The organism is Superficieibacter sp. HKU1 (assembly GCF_029319185.1).
GTDB lineage: Bacteria > Pseudomonadota > Gammaproteobacteria > Enterobacterales > Enterobacteriaceae > Superficieibacter.
The window spans coordinates 508,346-526,104 of the sequence record NZ_CP119754.1 but is presented as its reverse complement, the minus strand read 5'-3'; the positions used below and the strand labels follow the sequence as shown (position 1 = coordinate 526,104).

Annotated in this window: 32 protein-coding genes; 5 read left to right on the top strand and 27 right to left on the bottom strand. The window is 50.6% G+C overall.

Annotated features, from left to right (window positions below; all coding sequences use genetic code 11):
- Window positions 1–44: 44 nt before the first annotated feature.
- From def to mscL, 5 genes are all read left to right on the top strand, one after another.
- Window positions 45–554 carry a peptide deformylase gene (gene def / locus P0H77_RS02570; RefSeq protein ID WP_276163452.1) on the top strand — a complete coding sequence of 170 codons (510 nt, stop codon included), beginning with the start codon at window positions 45–47 and terminating at the stop codon, window positions 552–554.
- Between the two features lie 14 nt (window positions 555–568).
- Window positions 569–1,516: a methionyl-tRNA formyltransferase gene (gene fmt, locus P0H77_RS02565; protein WP_276163451.1), complete on the top strand. Its 948-nt coding sequence runs from the start codon at window positions 569–571 to the stop codon at window positions 1,514–1,516.
- A gap of 52 nt (window positions 1,517–1,568) precedes the next feature.
- Entirely contained in the window at window positions 1,569–2,858 is a 1,290-nt protein-coding gene (gene rsmB / locus P0H77_RS02560) for a 16S rRNA (cytosine(967)-C(5))-methyltransferase RsmB (RefSeq protein ID WP_276163450.1), read from the top strand.
- Between the two features lie 19 nt (window positions 2,859–2,877).
- Window positions 2,878–4,254 (top strand): Trk system potassium transporter TrkA, encoded by a 1,377-nt coding sequence (gene trkA, locus P0H77_RS02555; protein ID WP_276163449.1) that lies wholly within the window; start codon window positions 2,878–2,880, stop codon window positions 4,252–4,254.
- 148 nt (window positions 4,255–4,402) lie between these two features.
- Window positions 4,403–4,816, top strand: a complete 414-nt coding sequence (gene mscL, locus P0H77_RS02550) for a large-conductance mechanosensitive channel protein MscL (protein ID WP_276163448.1) — start codon at window positions 4,403–4,405, stop codon at window positions 4,814–4,816.
- On the opposite strand, the gene P0H77_RS02545 is transcribed toward mscL, so the two are convergent.
- The 27 genes from P0H77_RS02545 to rplB form a co-directional block, all read right to left on the bottom strand.
- The gene (locus tag P0H77_RS02545) at window positions 4,813–5,031 is read right to left on the bottom strand and encodes an alternative ribosome-rescue factor A (protein ID WP_276163447.1); all 219 of its coding nucleotides are present in this window, start codon (window positions 5,029–5,031) and stop codon (window positions 4,813–4,815) included. The two genes, mscL and P0H77_RS02545, sit on opposite strands and share 4 nt — an antisense overlap.
- A 56-nt stretch (window positions 5,032–5,087) precedes the next feature.
- Window positions 5,088–5,513 carry a Zn(2+)-responsive transcriptional regulator gene (gene zntR / locus P0H77_RS02540; RefSeq protein ID WP_276163446.1) on the bottom strand — a complete coding sequence of 142 codons (426 nt, stop codon included), beginning with the start codon at window positions 5,511–5,513 and terminating at the stop codon, window positions 5,088–5,090.
- On the bottom strand, window positions 5,513–5,884 hold the full coding sequence (locus tag P0H77_RS02535; protein ID WP_276163445.1) for a DUF1992 domain-containing protein: 372 nt from the start codon (window positions 5,882–5,884) through the stop codon (window positions 5,513–5,515). The genes zntR and P0H77_RS02535 overlap by 1 nt, the downstream gene beginning before the upstream one ends.
- 108 nt (window positions 5,885–5,992) lie before the next feature.
- Window positions 5,993–6,376: a 50S ribosomal protein L17 gene (rplQ, locus tag P0H77_RS02530; protein WP_001216368.1), complete on the bottom strand. Its 384-nt coding sequence runs from the start codon at window positions 6,374–6,376 to the stop codon at window positions 5,993–5,995.
- A gap of 40 nt (window positions 6,377–6,416) precedes the next feature.
- Window positions 6,417–7,406 (bottom strand): DNA-directed RNA polymerase subunit alpha, encoded by a 990-nt coding sequence (rpoA, locus tag P0H77_RS02525; RefSeq protein ID WP_001162094.1) that lies wholly within the window; start codon window positions 7,404–7,406, stop codon window positions 6,417–6,419.
- 25 nt (window positions 7,407–7,431) lie between these two features.
- Entirely contained in the window at window positions 7,432–8,052 is a 621-nt protein-coding gene (gene rpsD / locus P0H77_RS02520) for a 30S ribosomal protein S4 (RefSeq protein ID WP_276163443.1), read from the bottom strand.
- A 33-nt stretch (window positions 8,053–8,085) separates the two neighbouring features.
- Window positions 8,086–8,475: a 30S ribosomal protein S11 gene (gene rpsK, locus P0H77_RS02515; protein ID WP_001029758.1), complete on the bottom strand. Its 390-nt coding sequence runs from the start codon at window positions 8,473–8,475 to the stop codon at window positions 8,086–8,088.
- 16 nt (window positions 8,476–8,491) lie between these two features.
- Complete coding sequence (gene rpsM / locus P0H77_RS02510) at window positions 8,492–8,848, bottom strand: 30S ribosomal protein S13 (protein WP_049839675.1); 357 nt, start codon at window positions 8,846–8,848, stop codon at window positions 8,492–8,494.
- A 147-nt stretch (window positions 8,849–8,995) separates the two neighbouring features.
- Window positions 8,996–9,112 (bottom strand): 50S ribosomal protein L36, encoded by a 117-nt coding sequence (rpmJ, locus tag P0H77_RS02505; RefSeq protein WP_000868187.1) that lies wholly within the window; start codon window positions 9,110–9,112, stop codon window positions 8,996–8,998.
- Window positions 9,113–9,143: 31 nt separating this feature from the next.
- Window positions 9,144–10,475 carry a preprotein translocase subunit SecY gene (gene secY / locus P0H77_RS02500; RefSeq protein WP_176917735.1) on the bottom strand — a complete coding sequence of 444 codons (1,332 nt, stop codon included), beginning with the start codon at window positions 10,473–10,475 and terminating at the stop codon, window positions 9,144–9,146.
- A 7-nt stretch (window positions 10,476–10,482) separates the two neighbouring features.
- Complete coding sequence (gene rplO, locus P0H77_RS02495) at window positions 10,483–10,917, bottom strand: 50S ribosomal protein L15 (RefSeq protein ID WP_103678689.1); 435 nt, start codon at window positions 10,915–10,917, stop codon at window positions 10,483–10,485.
- Between the two features lie 3 nt (window positions 10,918–10,920).
- A complete protein-coding gene (gene rpmD, locus P0H77_RS02490) occupies window positions 10,921–11,100 on the bottom strand; it encodes a 50S ribosomal protein L30 (protein ID WP_003863301.1) in 180 nt (59 codons plus the stop codon).
- 3 nt (window positions 11,101–11,103) lie between these two features.
- The gene (gene rpsE, locus P0H77_RS02485) at window positions 11,104–11,607 is read right to left on the bottom strand and encodes a 30S ribosomal protein S5 (RefSeq protein WP_044373820.1); all 504 of its coding nucleotides are present in this window, start codon (window positions 11,605–11,607) and stop codon (window positions 11,104–11,106) included.
- A gap of 14 nt (window positions 11,608–11,621) precedes the next feature.
- Entirely contained in the window at window positions 11,622–11,975 is a 354-nt protein-coding gene (gene rplR, locus P0H77_RS02480; RefSeq protein ID WP_038158510.1) for a 50S ribosomal protein L18, read from the bottom strand.
- Window positions 11,976–11,984: 9 nt separating this feature from the next.
- A complete protein-coding gene (gene rplF / locus P0H77_RS02475; protein ID WP_276163442.1) occupies window positions 11,985–12,518 on the bottom strand; it encodes a 50S ribosomal protein L6 in 534 nt (177 codons plus the stop codon).
- A gap of 12 nt (window positions 12,519–12,530) precedes the next feature.
- On the bottom strand, window positions 12,531–12,923 hold the full coding sequence (gene rpsH, locus P0H77_RS02470) for a 30S ribosomal protein S8 (RefSeq protein WP_049839672.1): 393 nt from the start codon (window positions 12,921–12,923) through the stop codon (window positions 12,531–12,533).
- Between the two features lie 33 nt (window positions 12,924–12,956).
- Window positions 12,957–13,262: a 30S ribosomal protein S14 gene (gene rpsN, locus P0H77_RS02465; protein WP_049839671.1), complete on the bottom strand. Its 306-nt coding sequence runs from the start codon at window positions 13,260–13,262 to the stop codon at window positions 12,957–12,959.
- Window positions 13,263–13,277: 15 nt separating this feature from the next.
- Window positions 13,278–13,817 (bottom strand): 50S ribosomal protein L5, encoded by a 540-nt coding sequence (gene rplE, locus P0H77_RS02460; protein WP_176918763.1) that lies wholly within the window; start codon window positions 13,815–13,817, stop codon window positions 13,278–13,280.
- Window positions 13,818–13,831: 14 nt separating this feature from the next.
- On the bottom strand, window positions 13,832–14,146 hold the full coding sequence (gene rplX / locus P0H77_RS02455; RefSeq protein ID WP_000729185.1) for a 50S ribosomal protein L24: 315 nt from the start codon (window positions 14,144–14,146) through the stop codon (window positions 13,832–13,834).
- A 10-nt stretch (window positions 14,147–14,156) separates the two neighbouring features.
- The gene (rplN, locus tag P0H77_RS02450; protein ID WP_020322771.1) at window positions 14,157–14,528 is read right to left on the bottom strand and encodes a 50S ribosomal protein L14; all 372 of its coding nucleotides are present in this window, start codon (window positions 14,526–14,528) and stop codon (window positions 14,157–14,159) included.
- Between the two features lie 167 nt (window positions 14,529–14,695).
- Window positions 14,696–14,950: a 30S ribosomal protein S17 gene (gene rpsQ, locus P0H77_RS02445; RefSeq protein WP_002438707.1), complete on the bottom strand. Its 255-nt coding sequence runs from the start codon at window positions 14,948–14,950 to the stop codon at window positions 14,696–14,698.
- Entirely contained in the window at window positions 14,950–15,141 is a 192-nt protein-coding gene (gene rpmC, locus P0H77_RS02440; protein ID WP_000644742.1) for a 50S ribosomal protein L29, read from the bottom strand. Before rpmC ends, rpsQ begins: the two co-directional genes overlap by 1 nt.
- Entirely contained in the window at window positions 15,141–15,551 is a 411-nt protein-coding gene (gene rplP / locus P0H77_RS02435) for a 50S ribosomal protein L16 (RefSeq protein ID WP_049839667.1), read from the bottom strand. Before rplP ends, rpmC begins: the two co-directional genes overlap by 1 nt.
- 12 nt (window positions 15,552–15,563) lie before the next feature.
- Window positions 15,564–16,265: a 30S ribosomal protein S3 gene (rpsC, locus tag P0H77_RS02430; protein WP_000529945.1), complete on the bottom strand. Its 702-nt coding sequence runs from the start codon at window positions 16,263–16,265 to the stop codon at window positions 15,564–15,566.
- Window positions 16,266–16,282: 17 nt separating this feature from the next.
- Entirely contained in the window at window positions 16,283–16,615 is a 333-nt protein-coding gene (rplV, locus tag P0H77_RS02425) for a 50S ribosomal protein L22 (RefSeq protein WP_002919773.1), read from the bottom strand.
- A gap of 13 nt (window positions 16,616–16,628) precedes the next feature.
- Window positions 16,629–16,907: a 30S ribosomal protein S19 gene (gene rpsS / locus P0H77_RS02420; protein ID WP_001138115.1), complete on the bottom strand. Its 279-nt coding sequence runs from the start codon at window positions 16,905–16,907 to the stop codon at window positions 16,629–16,631.
- Window positions 16,908–16,923: 16 nt separating this feature from the next.
- On the bottom strand, window positions 16,924–17,745 hold the full coding sequence (rplB, locus tag P0H77_RS02415; RefSeq protein ID WP_103678685.1) for a 50S ribosomal protein L2: 822 nt from the start codon (window positions 17,743–17,745) through the stop codon (window positions 16,924–16,926).
- Window positions 17,746–17,759 lie beyond the last annotated feature (14 nt).

The following is a 17,759-nucleotide window of genomic DNA, read 5'->3' as shown; positions in this document are numbered from 1 at the left end:
GAGGTAATAATCTTTTCTACTCCTGAACTCAACTCTGGAAATTTATGGCAGTTTTGCACGTGTTACATATTCCGGACGAGCGCCTTCGCAAAGTCGCTGCACCGGTAAAAGAAGTGAATGCAGAAATTCAGCGTATCGTTGATGATATGTTCGAAACGATGTACGCCGAAGAAGGCATTGGTCTGGCCGCGACTCAGGTCGATATCCATCAACGTATTATCGTGATTGATGTTTCCGAGAATCGCGATGAGCGCCTGGTGCTGATCAATCCAGAACTGCTGGAAAAAAATGGCGAAACGGGCATTGAAGAAGGCTGTCTGTCGATCCCGGAACAGCGGGCGCTGGTTCCTCGTGCCGAGACCGTTAAAATCCGCGCGCTCGACCGCGATGGCAAACCTTTCGAGTTAGAAGCGGATGGCCTGCTGGCAATCTGTATTCAGCATGAAATGGACCATCTGGTTGGCAAACTTTTTATTGATTATTTGTCGCCATTAAAACAGCAGCGTATCCGGCAAAAAGTGGAAAAACTGGATCGGATGAACGCGCGAGCGTAAGGACAAGGAATATCGTGTCAGAAAAACTTCGCATTATTTTCGCGGGTACCCCCGACTTTGCAGCGCGTCATCTTGACGCGCTGTTGTCATCTGAACATCAGATTGTTGGCGTATTCACCCAACCGGATCGTCCGGCAGGCCGTGGCAAAAAACTGATGCCCAGCCCGGTAAAAGTTCTGGCTGAAAAGAAAGGTCTGCCGGTATTCCAGCCCGCTTCGCTACGTCCACAGGATAACCAGCAGCTTGTTGCTGACCTGAATGCCGACATCATGGTTGTTGTCGCTTACGGATTAATCCTGCCAAAAGCCGTACTTGAGATGCCGCGCCTGGGTTGCATTAACGTTCATGGCTCGCTGCTGCCGCGCTGGCGCGGTGCCGCTCCCATTCAGCGTTCGCTGTGGGCTGGCGATAGCGAAACCGGCGTAACTATTATGCAGATGGATGTGGGTCTGGATACCGGGGACATGCTGTATAAGCTCTCCTGCCCCATTACAGCCGAAGATACCAGCGCCACGCTGTACGACAAATTAGCTCAGCTTGGGCCGCAGGGCCTGATCGAGACCCTACGACAATTAGCGGAAGGTCGCGCGCAACCGCAGGTTCAGGATGAAGTACTGGCGACCTATGCGGAAAAACTCACTAAAGAAGAATCGCGCATTGACTGGTCGTTATCCGCCTGCGAACTTGAACGCTGCATCAGGGCGTTTAATCCATGGCCGATGAGTTATCTGATAATTGATGAGCAGCCAGTGAAAGTCTGGAAAGCCTCAGTGCTGGATAGGCAAAGCAACGCTGCACCAGGCACAATTATTGACGCGACAAAGCAGGGTATTCAGGTTGCCACAGGTGAAGGGGTACTGAATCTGGAGTCATTACAGCCTGCCGGAAAAAAAGCGATGAGCGCTCAGGATCTCCTGAATTCACGTCGGGAATGGTTCACCCCGGGCAATACGCTGTCCTGACACTTATCTATTCATAAGCCCGGTACGACCGGGCATTTTTATTTTTACGGTTATGAAAAAACAACTTAATTTACGCAGCATGGCCGCCCAGGCCGTTGAACAGGTCGTTGAACAAGGTCAGTCACTGAGCCAGGTATTGCCTGCGTTGCAGCAACACGTCTCTGATAAGGACAAAGCACTGTTACAGGAATTGTGCTTTGGCGTCTTACGCACCCTCCCGCGGCTTAACTGGCTGATTAATAAATTAATGTCACGCCCGATGACGGGTAAACAGCGCACCGTTCATTACTTAATTATGGTCGGCTTTTATCAGCTATTGCATACCCGCATTCCTCCTCACGCGGCGCTGGCTGAAACAGTTGAAGGCGCGGTGGTTATTAAGCGACCACAGCTTAAAGGCTTGATCAATGGCGTACTACGTCAGTTTCAGCGCCAGCAGGAAGAATTGCTGGAAGAGTTTACCCGTAGTGATGAGCGTTTCCTGCACCCGGCATGGTTATTAAAACGGTTACAGAAAGCGTATCCCACCCAGTGGGAAGCGATTATAGATGCTAACAATGCACGTCCACCGATGTGGCTACGCGTTAATCGTCAACATCATTCCCGCGATGGATGGCTCACACTGCTGACAGAGGCCGGGATGGAAGGTTTTGCACATGCCGATTATCCGGATGCCGTACGTCTTGCTTCACCTGCTCCGGTCCATATTTTGCCCGGTTTCGATAAGGGTTGGGTAACGGTGCAGGATGCCAGCGCACAGGGTTGTATGGCGTTCCTGGAACCGCAAAATGGTGAACATATACTGGATCTCTGTGCTGCGCCGGGTGGAAAAACTACGCATATTCTGGAGGTGGCACCAGAAGCGCAGGTACTGGCGGTCGACGTCGATGAGCAACGGCTGTCCCGCGTTTATGACAACCTCAAGCGTCTTGGCATGAAGGCTGAAGTCAAACAGGGCGATGGACGATTCCCGGCACAGTGGAATGGCGAACAACAGTTCGATCGCATTCTTCTGGACGCTCCCTGCTCAGCCACCGGCGTGATCCGCCGCCATCCTGATATTAAATGGCTGCGTCGCGATCGTGATATCGCTGAGCTGGCAAAACTTCAGGCTGAGATACTGGATGCCGTCTGGCCGCATCTTAAACAGGGCGGAACGCTGGTTTATGCTACCTGTTCAATTTTGCCAGAAGAAAACAGTGAGCAAATTGCTGCATTCCTGACTCGTACAGCGAATGCTCGTCTGAGCGTTACCGGTACGCCAGAGCACCCTGGAAAACAAAATCTGCCGGGCGCGGAAGAAGGCGACGGCTTCTTTTACGCTAAGCTAATCAAACAGTGAAGATAACGGGTCGCGACTGATGAAAATTATCATTCTGGGTGCAGGACAGGTCGGCGGTACGCTGGCAGAAAACCTCGTCGGGGAAAATAACGATATTACCGTTGTCGATACCAATGGCGAACGTCTGCGCATATTACAGGATAAGTTTGATCTCCGCGTGGTGCAGGGACATGGCTCGCACCCGCGAGTGTTGCGCGAAGCCGGGGCGGATGACGCTGATATGCTGGTCGCCGTGACCAGCTCAGATGAGACCAACATGGTTGCCTGCCAGGTCGCCTATTCGCTGTTTAATACGCCAAATCGTATCGCCCGTATTCGTGCGCCGGACTATGTTCGCGACGCCGAAAAACTTTTTCACTCTGAAGCCGTACCTATCGATCATTTGATTGCCCCGGAGCAATTGGTTATCGACAGCATTTACCGGCTGATTGAATATCCTGGCGCTTTGCAGGTGGTGAATTTCGCCGAAGGAATGGTCAGCCTGGCCGTTGTGAAAGCCTATTATGGCGGGCCGCTGGTAGGAAATGCCCTTTCAACGATGCGCGAACATATGCCGCATATTGACACCCGCGTTGCTGCCATTTTCCGCCACGATCGGCCTATTCGTCCACAGGGTTCTACCATCGTCGAGGCCGGCGATGAAGTATTCTTTATTGCGGCTTCACAGCATATTCGGGCGGTAATGAGCGAACTGCAGCGCCTGGAAAAGCCTTATAAGCGCATTATGCTGGTTGGTGGTGGCAATATTGGCGCCGGGCTGGCACAGCGGCTGGAAAAAGACTATAGCGTAAAATTGATCGAACGCGATCAACAACGCGCGGCGGAACTGGCCGAAAAGCTGCAAAACACCGTTGTCTTTTTCGGTGACGCTTCGGATCAGGAATTGCTGGCGGAAGAACATATTGATCAAGTTGATCTCTTTATTGCCGTTACCAACGACGATGAAGCGAATATTATGTCCGCCATGCTCGCTAAACGCATGGGGGCTAAAAAAGTCATGGTCTTGATCCAGCGGCGCGCCTATGTCGATCTGGTACAGGGTAGCGTGATCGATATCGCCATCTCTCCTCAACAGGCCACTATTTCAGCCCTGCTTAGCCATGTACGTAAAGCAGACATCGTCGGCGTATCTTCCCTGCGCCGTGGAGTGGCTGAAGCTATCGAAGCCGTAGCGCACGGAGATGAAAGCACCTCGCGCGTAGTTGGTCGTGTCATCGATGATATTAAACTGCCGCCAGGCACGATCATCGGCGCAGTCGTTCGCGGTAATGACGTGATGATTGCTAACGACAACCTGCGTATTGAGCAGGGCGACCATGTCATTATGTTTTTAACCGACAAAAAGTTTATTACCGACGTCGAACGCCTCTTCCAGCCCAGCCCTTTCTTCTTATAATTGTCAGGCATCCCCAGGATGCCTCACTTTTAACCTTTAACCCTTTATTTAATATGGGGTAATTTTATTAACATTATGTTTTCGCAAATGGAAATTGTGATGACATTTGTTAAACTTGTTATTAGTTAAAAGTGTTAAGGAGAAAAAAATGAGCTTTTTTAAAGAGTTCCGCGAGTTTGCGATGCGCGGAAATGTTGTCGATTTGGCGGTAGGTGTGATCATCGGTGCGGCATTCGGTAAAATCGTCTCGTCACTGGTTGCCGATATCATCATGCCACCACTGGGTTTGCTAATTGGGGGAGTGGATTTCAAACAGTTCGCACTAACGCTACGGCCAGCCATCGGTGAGACGCCTGCTGTAGTCATGCACTACGGCGTTTTCATCCAGAATATTTTCGATTTCATTATTGTTGCCTTTGCCATTTTCCTGGCAATCAAATTGATGAACAAATTACACCGTCGTAAAAAAGAAGAACCAAAAGCGCCGCCAGCACCTTCGAAAGAAGAAGTCTTACTGAGTGAAATTCGCGATCTTCTCAAAGAGCAGAATAACCGACCTTAACAGGCGCTCAAAGCAGGAAGGCCAGTGGTAAAAAAGCAGTTTGCTTGTTTGCCACTGGCCTCCCAGTTCCCTTTCTTACCGTGTTTCGCTTTACGCAGAAAACTGCCCTTACCCTTTTTATTCTTCTCAATACGTTGCCTGAACAGGGGATCGTGCAGTAGCGCTTCAAGCGCGTTATCGTTTATCTGCCCTTTGGTGTGCTGATAGCGACTCATGATTTCTCCAGATTGTAGTAAAAACGCCGCGAGTGTAGATCCATGCGATGAATAAATCAACAGCCCCGCGGTACACCGCTGGCTCCCTGCTCAAGCGCTTCAAGGATCGAGCAGTACACGCTACTATGTGCCGTACCGCAGCAAGCGTCGTTTAGCCTTTGTAAGGATCGACGCATTGTCTGCAATTCATCGATTCTGGCTTCTACTTCTGCCAGGCGACTTTGCACGATACTCTTTGATTCCTGACAAGTATGATGTTCGGGATCAATCCGGATCGAAAGCAGTTCGCGAATCGACTCAAGCGTGAATCCCAGTTGCCGGCCATAGCGGATAAACTTCAAACGTTGAAGATCCTGTTCGCTATAAAGCCGGAAACCGCCTTCCGTGCGAACCTCATGATCCATCATCTGCTGCTTTTCATAATACCGAATGGTATCAGGCGTTACTTCTGCCAGCCTGGCCAGTTCACCAATACGATACATCACTCTTCCTCGCTTATTTTCTGCTGCAATTTGTGGGCATAATCACCGTGAAGGAAATCGGTATTAATGCCTGCCTGACGTAGCTTAAGTTCAAGCAACGCCAGATGACGGCTTAGCTGCGCATACTCGGGACTGTCACGTTGAATATTTTTCAATAAATCGGCAAGCGCGACCGCTTCTCTACGCTGCTCAAGTTCCGGTGGCAGGCAACCGGCATTTTTTAATAGCCGATATCCTGCACGCAGTTCAGTCGGTACATGAGAATCATCGTCCAGAACTAAAGGTTCGCCGCTACCGGCAAGATTATCAAACTCACCTTTACGTTGGGCATCAAGAATATGGCGTTCTGCCCACTGGTCTGTTAACCACATAACCGTTCTCCAGGGGATGAACAAAAAGAGTACAAATATTGTAGATAAGTGGGGACAAGACGGATATAAAAAAACCCGCCAGGGCGGGTTTTTTTACGTTACTGCAGATTACTCTGCAGCAGCTTCTGCTTTCTCTGAACGATCAACCAGCTCGATGTATGCCATCGGCGCGTTGTCGCCTGCACGGAAGCCACACTTCAGAATGCGAGTGTAACCACCGGCACGGCTCGCGAAACGCGGGCCCAGTTCGTTAAACAGTTTTGCCACGATCTCGTTATCACGAGTACGGGCGAATGCCAGACGACGATTAGCAACGCTATCAGTCTTGGCAAGAGTAATCAGCGGCTCAACTACGCGGCGCAGCTCTTTCGCTTTAGGCAGAGTCGTCTTGATGATCTCATGACGAACCAGTGAACCTGCCATATTGCGGAACATAGCCTGGCGATGGCTGCTGTTGCGGTTCAGTTGACGACCACTCTTACGATGGCGCATGACCTTATCCTTCTCAGTAAAACCTTAACCTGCGATCCGGTTACTCGTCAGCGATGCTTGCCGGTGGCCAGTTTTCCAGGCGCATGCCCAGAGACAGTCCACGGGAAGCCAGCACGTCTTTAATCTCGGTAAGAGATTTTTTACCCAGGTTAGGCGTCTTAAGAAGCTCAACCTCGGTACGCTGTACCAGATCACCGATATAGTGGATAGCTTCTGCCTTGAGGCAGTTAGCAGAGCGGACAGTCAATTCCAGATCGTCAACAGGGCGCAGCAGGATCGGATCGAATTCTGGTTTCTCTTCTTTAACTTCTGGCTGACGTACATCACGTAAGTCAACAAAAGCTTCCAGTTGTTCAGCCAGGATGGTTGCCGCACGACGAATCGCCTCTTCAGGATCGATTGTGCCGTTGGTTTCCATTTCGATGACCAGCTTGTCCAGGTCGGTACGCTGTTCTACACGCGCTGCTTCAACATTGTAGGCAATACGCTCTACAGGGCTGTAGCATGCGTCGACCAGCAGACGGCCGATTGGGCGCTCATCTTCTTCCGAATGAATTCGGGTAGAAGCCGGCACATAACCACGACCGCGCTGAACTTTGATACGCATGCTAATAGACGCGTTCTCATCGGTCAGGTGGCAGATCACGTGCTGCGGCTTGACGATTTCGACATCACCGTCGTGGGTGATATCGGCTGCAGTCACAGGGCCAATGCCAGATTTATTCAAGGTAAGAATAACTTCATCTTTACCCTGAACTCTCACCGCCAGCCCTTTCAGGTTGAGCAGGATTTCCAGGATATCTTCCTGAACGCCTTCTTTGGTGCTGTACTCATGTAGTACACCATCAATCTCAACCTCGGTCACCGCGCAACCCGGCATCGATGAGAGCAGAATACGGCGCAGTGCGTTACCCAGAGTATGGCCAAAGCCACGCTCTAAAGGCTCAAGGGTCACCTTGGCGTGCGTCGAACTCACTTGCTCGATATCTACCAGGCGCGGTTTTAGAAACTCTGTCACAGAACCCTGCATTGTGTCCTCTCTTTGGTACTAAGCTTTACTTGGAGTAAAGCTCGACGATCAGGTGTTCGTTAATGTCCGCAGACAGATCAGAACGCTCCGGCTTACGCTTGAACGTACCTTCCATCTTGCCAGCATCAACTTCCAGCCAGGTTGGCTTTTCACGCTGCTCAGCCAGCTCCAGAGCGGCTTTCACGCGAGACTGCTTCTTCGCTTTCTCACGAATGCTAACAACGTCATTCGCTTTAACCTGATAAGAAGCGATGTTAACAACACGACCGTTTACCATAACAGCTTTATGGCTAACCAGCTGACGTGCTTCTGCACGAGTGGCGCCGAAGCCCATACGGTATACAACGTTGTCCAGACGACCTTCCAGCAGAGCCAACAGGTTTTCACCGGTGTTGCCTTTCAGACGTGCTGCTTCTTTATAGTAGTTACGGAACTGACGCTCAAGCACACCGTAGATACGACGAACTTTTTGCTTCTCACGCAACTGCACACCATAGTCAGACAGACGCGGTTTACGCGCACCGTGCTGGCCAGGAGCTTGTTCAATTTTACACTTGGTATCGATCGCGCGAACGCCAGACTTAAGGAATAAGTCGGTGCCCTCACGACGGCTCAGCTTGAGCTTAGGACCCAAATATCTTGCCATTTTCTTTCTCCAACAAACCTGGAAAACGAAGCGTTATACGCGACGTTTCTTCGGCGGACGACAACCGTTATGAGGGATCGGAGTCACATCAGTAATATTAGTGATGCGGAAACCAGCGGCGTTCAGAGCACGAATAGTAGATTCGCGGCCTGGACCCGGACCTTTGACCATAACTTCCAGATTCTTGATACCGTATTCTTTTACGGCGTCAGCGCAACGCTCTGCTGCAACCTGAGCTGCAAACGGAGTAGATTTACGCGAACCACGGAAACCGGAACCACCGGCTGTTGCCCAACCCAGCGCGTTACCCTGACGATCGGTAATGGTCACGATGGTGTTGTTAAAAGAAGCATGGATATGAGCCACGCCGTCAGAGACTTGTTTTCTTACACGCTTACGTGCACGAACTGGTGCCTTTGCCATTATTCAATCACCCCGATTATTTCTTGATCGGTTTGCGCGGACCCTTACGGGTACGTGCGTTGGTCTTGGTACGCTGACCGCGTACTGGAAGACCACGACGATGACGCAAACCGCGATAGCAACCAAGATCCATCAGGCGCTTGATGCTCATGCTAACTTCACGGCGCAGATCACCTTCAACGACAAATTTGGCAACTTCGTCACGCAGCGTGTCGATTTGTTCTTCAGACAGCTCACTGATCTTAACATTTTCAGCGATACCCGCTGCAGCCAGGATGGCTTTAGAACGGGTTTTGCCGACGCCATAGATCGAAGTTAATGCGATCACAGCGTGTTTCTGATCAGGAATGTTAATGCCTGCTATACGGGCCACTATGCACTCCTACTATTTAATATGTACGCACCATGCTGAAAAGCCCGTTTTCAGGATACTCAAATGGATACGCACAGACATACAAAAGATTGGCTGGCTAATCTAGCCAGCTCAACCCAACTTTGCAAGAAAAATATGCGATTTAAATCAGCCTTGACGCTGTTTATGTTTCGGCTCGGCACTGCAAATCACGCGGATGACGCCATCACGCTTAACGATTTTGCAGTTACGGCATAATTTCTTGACGGAAGCACGAACTTTCATTTTTACTCTCCGTAACTTCTCGAGCGAACTGTTAGCGGCCGTAGCCTTTCAGATTCGCCTTCTTCAATGCAGACTCGTACTGACTTGACATCATCAGAGTTTGCACTTGAGCCATAAAGTCCATAATCACGACAACAACAATAAGCAGCGAGGTCCCACCGAAGTAGAACGGCACTTTCATTGCATCACGCATGAACTCCGGGATCAGGCAGATAAAAGTAATATACAACGCACCAACCAGAGTCAGGCGAGTCATAACTTTATCGATATACTTCGCCGTTTGCTCTCCCGGACGAATTCCTGGTACAAATGCACCGGACTTCTTCAGGTTATCTGCTGTTTCACGCGGGTTGAAAACCAACGCCGTGTAGAAGAAACAGAAGAAGATGATTGCAGACGCATAGAGTAACACATAAAGCGGTTGCCCAGGCTGCAAATACAGCGAAATTGTTGTCAGCCAGTTCCAACCAGTACCGCCCCCGAACCATGACGCGATGGTTGCCGGGAACAGAATAATACTGGAAGCGAAGATTGCCGGGATTACCCCCGCCATATTCACTTTCAGCGGCAAATGTGTGCTCTGTGCAGCATAGACACGACGACCCTGCTGACGTTTCGCGTAGTTTACCACAATGCGGCGTTGACCACGCTCAACAAATACAACAAAGAACGTCACTGCAAATACTAATACTGCAACCAACAGCAACAGGAGGAAGTGCAGGTCGCCTTGACGCGCTTGCTCGATAGTGTGGGCAATGGCTGGCGGGAGTCCCGCAACGATACCAGCGAAGATAATGATAGAGATACCGTTGCCGATACCCCGCTCAGTAATCTGTTCGCCGAGCCACATCAGGAACATTGTTCCTGTGACCAGACTTACAACAGCGGTGAAATAGAATGCAAAGCCTGGGTTCATTACCAGGCCCTGCATACCAGGCATATTCGGTAAACCGGTAGCAATACCGATTGACTGGAATATTGCCAGCACCAGAGTGCCGTAACGGGTGTACTGGCTGATCTTACGACGACCAGACTCCCCTTCTTTCTTCAGTTCTGCCAGCGGCGGATAAACTACCGTCAGCAGCTGCACGATAATCGATGCCGAAATATACGGCATGATACCCAGTGCAAAGATAGAAGCACGGCTGAGAGCACCACCAGAGAACATGTTAAACATTTCAATGATGGTGCCTCGCTGTTGCTCAAGCAGTTTGGCAAGTACAGCGGCATCAATACCAGGGATCGGAATGAAAGAGCCAATACGGAACACAATAAGCGCACCGATTACAAACAGCAGTCTGCGTTTCAGCTCGCCTAAGCCACCTTTGGCACTTTGAAAATCTAATCCCGGTTGTTTAGCCATCTGCTACTTATTCCTCGATTTTACCGCCAGCAGCTTCGATAGCAGCACGAGCGCCTTTAGTCACGCGCAGGCCACGAACAGTTACCGGAGTAGAAACTTCACCAGACAGGATCACTTTCGCGAACTCGATCTGAATGCCGATAATGTTAGCCGCTTTCAGCGTGTTAAGGTCTACTACACCGCCTTCTACTTTCGCCAGGTCAGACAGACGGATTTCCGCTGTAATCGCTGCTTTGCGAGAAGTGAAGCCGAATTTCGGCAGACGACGGTACAGAGGCATCTGGCCGCCCTCGAAACCACGACGTACGCCACCGCCAGAACGAGACTTCTGACCTTTGTGACCACGACCGCCGGTTTTACCGAGGCCAGAACCGATACCACGACCCAGGCGTTTACCCGCCTTTTTAGAGCCTTCGGCCGGAGACAGAGTATTTAAACGCATCTCTTACTCCTCAACTTTAACCATGAAGTAAACCGCGTTGACCATACCACGAACAGCAGGAGTATCCTCGCGTTCTACGGTGTGACCAATACGACGCAGACCCAGGCCAAGCAGCGTTGCCTTGTGTTTCGGCAGACGACCGATTGCACTGCGGGTTTGAGTAATTTTAATAGTCTTTGCCATGGTTTATTTCCCCAGAATTTCTTCAACGGATTTACCACGCTTGGCAGCGACCATTTCTGGAGAATTCATATTTTCCAGGCCATCAATTGTTGCACGAACCACGTTGATCGGGTTGGTGGAACCATATGCTTTGGCCAGAACGTTATGAACTCCAGCAACTTCCAGAACGGCGCGCATTGCACCACCGGCGATGATACCGGTACCTTCGGAAGCTGGCTGCATGAATACACGAGACCCAGTGTGAACACCTTTAACAGGGTGCTGCAGGGTGCCGTTGTTCAGCGCGACGTTAATCATGTTGCGACGGGCTTTTTCCATCGCTTTCTGGATCGCTGCTGGAACTTCACGCGCTTTACCGTAACCAAAACCAACGCGACCGTTACCATCGCCAACAACAGTCAGAGCTGTGAAGGAGAAAATACGACCACCTTTAACGGTTTTAGATACGCGGTTAACCGCGATCAGCTTTTCCTGCAGTTCGCCAGCTTGTTTTTCGATGTGTGACATCTTACACCTCTACCTTAGAACTGAAGGCCAGCTTCACGGGCAGCATCTGCCAGTGCCTGGACACGACCATGATATTGGAACCCGGAACGGTCAAAGGACACATCTTTAATGCCTTTTTCCAGAGCGCGTTCAGCGACAGCTTTACCCACAGCTGCTGCAGCGTCTTTGTTACCGGTGTACTTCAGCTGTTCAGCGATAGCTTTTTCAACTGTAGAAGCAGCTACCAGAACTTCGGAACCGTTTGATGCGATTACCTGTGCGTAAATATGACGCGGGGTACGATGTACCACCAGGCGAGTCGCACCCAGCTCCTGGAGCTTGCGGCGTGCGCGGGTCGCACGACGGATACGAGCAGATTTCTTATCCATAGTGTTACCTTACTTCTTCTTAGCCTCTTTGGTACGCACGACTTCGTCGGCGTAACGAACACCCTTGCCTTTATAAGGCTCAGGACGACGGTAGGCGCGCAGATCTGCTGCAACCTGGCCGATCACCTGCTTATCAGCGCCTTTCAGCACGATTTCAGTTTGAGTCGGACATTCTGCAGTGATACCGGCCGGCAGCTTGTGCTCAACAGGATGAGAGAAACCTAAAGCCAGGTTTACTACATCCCCTTTGACCGCTGCACGATAACCTACACCAACCAGCTGCAGCTTCTTAGTGAAGCCTTCGGTAACACCGATAACCATTGAGTTCAGCAGGGCACGCGCGGTACCAGCCTGTGCCCAACCGTCTACGTAACCATCACGCGGACCGAAAGACAGTGCATTATCTGCATTTTTAACTTCAACAGCATCGTTGAGAGTACGAGTCAGCTCGCCGTTTTTACCTTTGATCGTAATAACCTGACCGTTGATTTTTACGTCAACGCCGGCAGGAATAACGACCGGTGCTTTAGCAACACGAGACATTTTTTCCTCCGATTAGGCTACGTAGCAGATAATTTCGCCACCAAGACCAGCCTGGCGCGCTGCACGATCAGTCATAACACCTTTAGAGGTAGAAACAACTGCGATACCCAGACCCGCCATAACTTTCGGCAGCTCATCTTTACGTTTGTAGATGCGCAGACCTGGGCGACTGATACGCTGAATGCTTTCTACAACAGCTTTACCCTGGAAATACTTAAGAGTCAGTTCCAGTTCCGGCTTGGTGTCGCCTTCAACTTTAAATTCTTCAATAAAGCCTTCTTCCTTCAGCACGTTGGCAATTGCCACTTTCAGCTTGGAGGAAGGCATGGTGACCGCAGCTTTATTCGCGGCCTGACCGTTACGGATACGGGTCAGCATATCCGCGATCGGATCTTGCATGCTCATCTGTCTTTACTCCCGTGATTCAATTGGTGACAATTACCAGCTAGCCTTTTTCAGACCCGGGATTTCACCGCGCATAGCGGCTTCACGGACCTTAATACGGCTCAACCCGAACTTCCGCAGGAAAGCGTGCGGACGACCAGTTTGACGGCAGCGGTTACGCTGACGAGACGGGCTGGAATCACGCGGCAGAGTCTGCAGCTTGAGAACAGCGTCCCAACGATCTTCGTCGGAAGCGTTCACATCAGAGATGATTGCTTTGAGTTCAGCGCGTTTAGCGAAGAATTTTTCAGCTAAAGCCACGCGCTTTACTTCGCGTGCTTTCATTGATTGCTTTGCCATGAACGTAACCCTGGTTTACTTGCGGAACGGGAAGTCAAAGGCAGCCAGCAGAGCACGGCCTTCTTCGTCAGATTGCGCAGTAGTGGTGATAGTAATATCCATACCACGTACGCGGTCGACTTTGTCATAGTCGATTTCTGGGAAGATGATCTGCTCACGGACACCCATGCTGTAATTGCCACGACCGTCGAATGACTTAGCGGACAAGCCACGGAAGTCACGGATACGCGGTACAGCAATAGTGATCAGGCGCTCAAAGAACTCCCACATGCGTTCGCCACGCAGAGTTACTTTACAGCCGATCGGATAGCCCTGACGGATTTTGAAGCCTGCAACTGATTTGCGTGCTTTGGTGATCAACGGCTTTTGACCGGAGATTGCTGCCAGGTCAGCTGCTGCGTTATCCAGCAGTTTCTTGTCAGCGATCGCTTCACCAACACCCATGTTCAGGGTGATCTTCTCGACCCGAGGGACTTGCATGACAGAATTGTAGTTAAACTCAGTCATGAGTTTGTTAACTACTTCGTCTTTGTAGTAATCATGCAGTTTCGCCATCGTACTACTCCAAATTACTTGATAGTTTCGCTGTTAGACTTGAAGAAACGGACTTTTTTGCCGTCTTCGAATCTAAAGCCTACACGGTCAGCCTTGCCGGTTGCCGCATTGAAGATTGCAACGTTAGAAACCTGAATAGCAGCTTCTTTTTCAACGATGCCGCCTGGTTGGTTCAGAGCCGGAACCGGCTTCTGGTGTTTCTTAACCAGGTTGATACCTTCAACGATGACCTTGCCGGAAGACAGGACATTTTTTACTTTACCGCGTTTACCTTTATCTTTACCGGTTAACACGATAACTTCGTCATCACGACGGATTTTCGCTGCCATGATTCGCTCCTTAGAGTACTTCTGGTGCCAGAGAGATAATTTTCATGAACTTCTCGTTACGAAGTTCACGAGTTACCGGCCCAAAGATACGCGTGCCGATTGGCTGCTCGCTGTTATTGTTTAAAATAACGCATGCATTACCATCGAAGCGAATGACAGAACCGTCAGGGCGACGAACACCCTTCCTGGTGCGCACCACTACCGCCTTCAGCACATCGCCTTTTTTGACCTTACCACGCGGAATTGCTTCCTTGATGGTGATCTTGATGATGTCGCCGACGCCTGCGTAGCGACGGTGCGAGCCACCCAGAACCTTGATACACATTACGCGACGTGCACCGGAGTTGTCGGCGACGTTCAGCATAGTCTGTTCTTGGATCATTTTAGTGCTCCGCTAATGTCAACTACTACCTGAGACTCCAAAATCAGAGCCATTAAAAAGCCCCATATATCGAGGGCGCGGCATTATAACACCGGTTATCGAATATGGGTAGAAAAAATAAACGGCTCATTGCTGAGCCGTTTATTTGTATTGAGAACGGTACTGTATTACAGAACCGCTTTCTCTACAACGCGAACCAGCGTCCAGGACTTAGTCTTGGACAGCGGACGGCATTCACGGATTTCAACCTTGTCGCCGATACCGCATTCGTTGTTCTCGTCGTGTACGTGCAGTTTGGTCGTACGCTTGATGAATTTACCGTAGATCGGGTGTTTCACAAAACGTTCGATAGCAACAACAATGGATTTCTCCATTTTGTCGCTAACAACGCGACCTTGCAGAGTACGGATTTTATCGGTCATTACGCACCCGCCTTCTCAGTCAGTAAAGTCTTAACGCGTGCGACATCACGACGCACTTGCTTCAACAGGTGAGACTGTTGCAGCTGGCCACTTGCTGCCTGCATGCGCAGGTTAAACTGCTCGCGCAGTAAATTCAGCAGTTCGGTGTTCAGCTCTTCAACGCTCTTCTCACGCAGCTCTTTTGCTTTCATTACATCACCGTCTTAGTTACAAAGGTGGTTTTAATCGGCAGTTTCGCTGCTGCCAGCTTGAATGCTTCACGGGCCAGCTCTTCCGGTACGCCGTCCATTTCATAAAGGACTTTCCCCGGCTGAATCAAGGCAACCCAATACTCCACGTTACCTTTACCTTTACCCATACGCACTGCCAGCGGCTTTTCAGTGATCGGTTTGTCCGGGAATACACGGATCCAGATCTTACCTTGACGCTTAACTGCACGGGTCATAGCACGACGTGCTGCTTCGATCTGACGGGCAGTCAGACGACCACGGCCAACAGCTTTGAGACCGTAAGTGCCGAAGCTAACATCCGCGCCCGCAGCCAGACCACGGTTGCGGCCTTTGTGCATCTTACGGAATTTTGTACGCTTTGGTTGTAACATCAGCGACGCTCCTTATTTACGGCCTTTACGCTGCTGCTTTTTAGGTTGCGCAGCCGGTTTTTCCGGTTGTTCAACAGCAGCCATACCACCCAGGATCTCGCCTTTGAAGATCCACACTTTAACGCCGATTACACCGTAAGTGGTGTGCGCTTCAGAGGTGTTGTAGTCAATGTCAGCACGCAGAGTGTGCAGCGGTACGCGACCTTCACGGTACCATTCGGTACGTGCGATTTCCGCGCCGCCCAGACGGCCGCTAACTTCAACTTTGATACCTTTAGCGCCCAGACGCATTGCGTTCTGTACAGCACGCTTCATAGCACGACGGAACATAACGCGACGTTCCAGCTGAGAAGTGATGCTGTCAGCAACCAATTTTGCGTCCAGTTCAGGCTTACGCACTTCGGCGATATTGATCTGGGCAGGAACGCCAGCAATATCTGCTACGACTTTGCGCAGTTTTTCTACGTCTTCGCCTTTCTTACCGATAACGATACCCGGGCGAGCGGTGTGAATGGTCACACGGATGCTCTTAGCCGGACGCTCGATAACGATACGAGATACAGACGCTTTAGCCAGTTCCTTAGTCAGGTACTGACGTACTTTAAAATCGCTGTCCAGGTTGTCAGCGAATTCTTTGGTGTTCGCAAACCAGGTAGAGTTCCATGGTTTTACAATACCCAGGCGAATACCATTAGGATGTACTTTCTGACCCATTGCTAGTCTCCAGAGTCTCAGCGATCGGACACAACCACAGTAATGTGGCTGGTGCGCTTCAGGATGCGATCTGCACGACCTTTTGCACGCGGCATAATGCGCTTCATGCTCGGGCCTTCGTCTACGAAAATTTTCGCAACTTTCAGATCGTCAATGTCAGCGCCATCGTTGTGTTCAGCGTTAGCAATGGCAGATTCCAGGACTTTCTTGACCAGTACAGCCGCTTTCTTATTGGTGTAGGTCAAAATGTCCAGAGCCTGCGACACTTTCTTACCGCGGATCAGGTCAGCAACAAGGCGAACCTTCTGAGCAGAAGAACGAGCGTGGCGATGTTGAGCTAAAGTTTCCATCTCTTCCTCCTACTTATTTCTTCTTGGCTTTTTTATCAGCCGCGTGACCGCGATAAGTACGGGTCGGTGCAAATTCACCCAGTTTGTGACCGACCATTTCGTCGGAAACAAATACCGGAACGTGCTGACGACCATTATGGACAGCGATGGTCAAACCGATCATGTTAGGAAAGATCGTTGAACGACGGGACCAAGTGCGCAGGGGCTTCTTGTCTCCGCTTTCCACCGCTTTCTCTACCTTCTTCAGCAAGTGCAGGTCAATAAAAGGACCTTTCTTGAGAGAACGTGGCATGGCTTATCCTCTAAAATTATTTGCTACGGCGACGTACGATGAATTTATCAGTACGCTTGTTGCTGCGGGTCTTCTTACCTTTGGTCTGAACGCCCCACGGAGTTACCGGGTGCTTACCAAAGTTACGACCTTCACCACCACCATGTGGGTGGTCGACTGGGTTCATCGCAGTACCGCGAACGGTAGGACGAACACCACGCCAGCGAGCAGCACCTGCTTTACCCAGAACGCGCAGCATATGCTCAGCATTGCCAACTTCGCCCAGAGTTGCACGGCATTCAGCTTCGACTTTACGCATTTCACCAGAACGCAGACGCAGGGTGACATAAGCACCATCGCGAGCAACGATCTGAACGTAAGTACCAGCGGAACGCGCCAGCTGACCGCCTTTACCTGGTTTCATTTCTACGTTATGAACGGTAGAACCAACCGGGATATTGCGCATCGGCAGGGTGTTACCTGCTTTGATTGCAGCATCAACGCCAGACTGAATCTGGTCGCCAGCTTTCAGGCCTTTAGGGGCCAGGATGTAACGGCGTTCGCCATCTTTGTACAGAACCAGCGCGATATTCGCGGAACGGTTCGGATCGTACTCAAGACGCTCAACAACAGCCGGGATACCATCTTTGTTGCGTTTGAAGTCAACCAGACGATAAGCCTGCTTATGGCCACCACCGATGTGACGAGTGGTGATACGGCCATTGTTGTTACGACCACCGGATTTGCTGTTTTTTTCAACCAGCGGAGCAAAAGGTTTGCCCTTGTGCAGCTCTGGGTTGACCACTTTAACGACGTGGCGACGACCCGGAGATGTCGGTTTACACTTAACAACTGCCATTGTATTACTCCTCC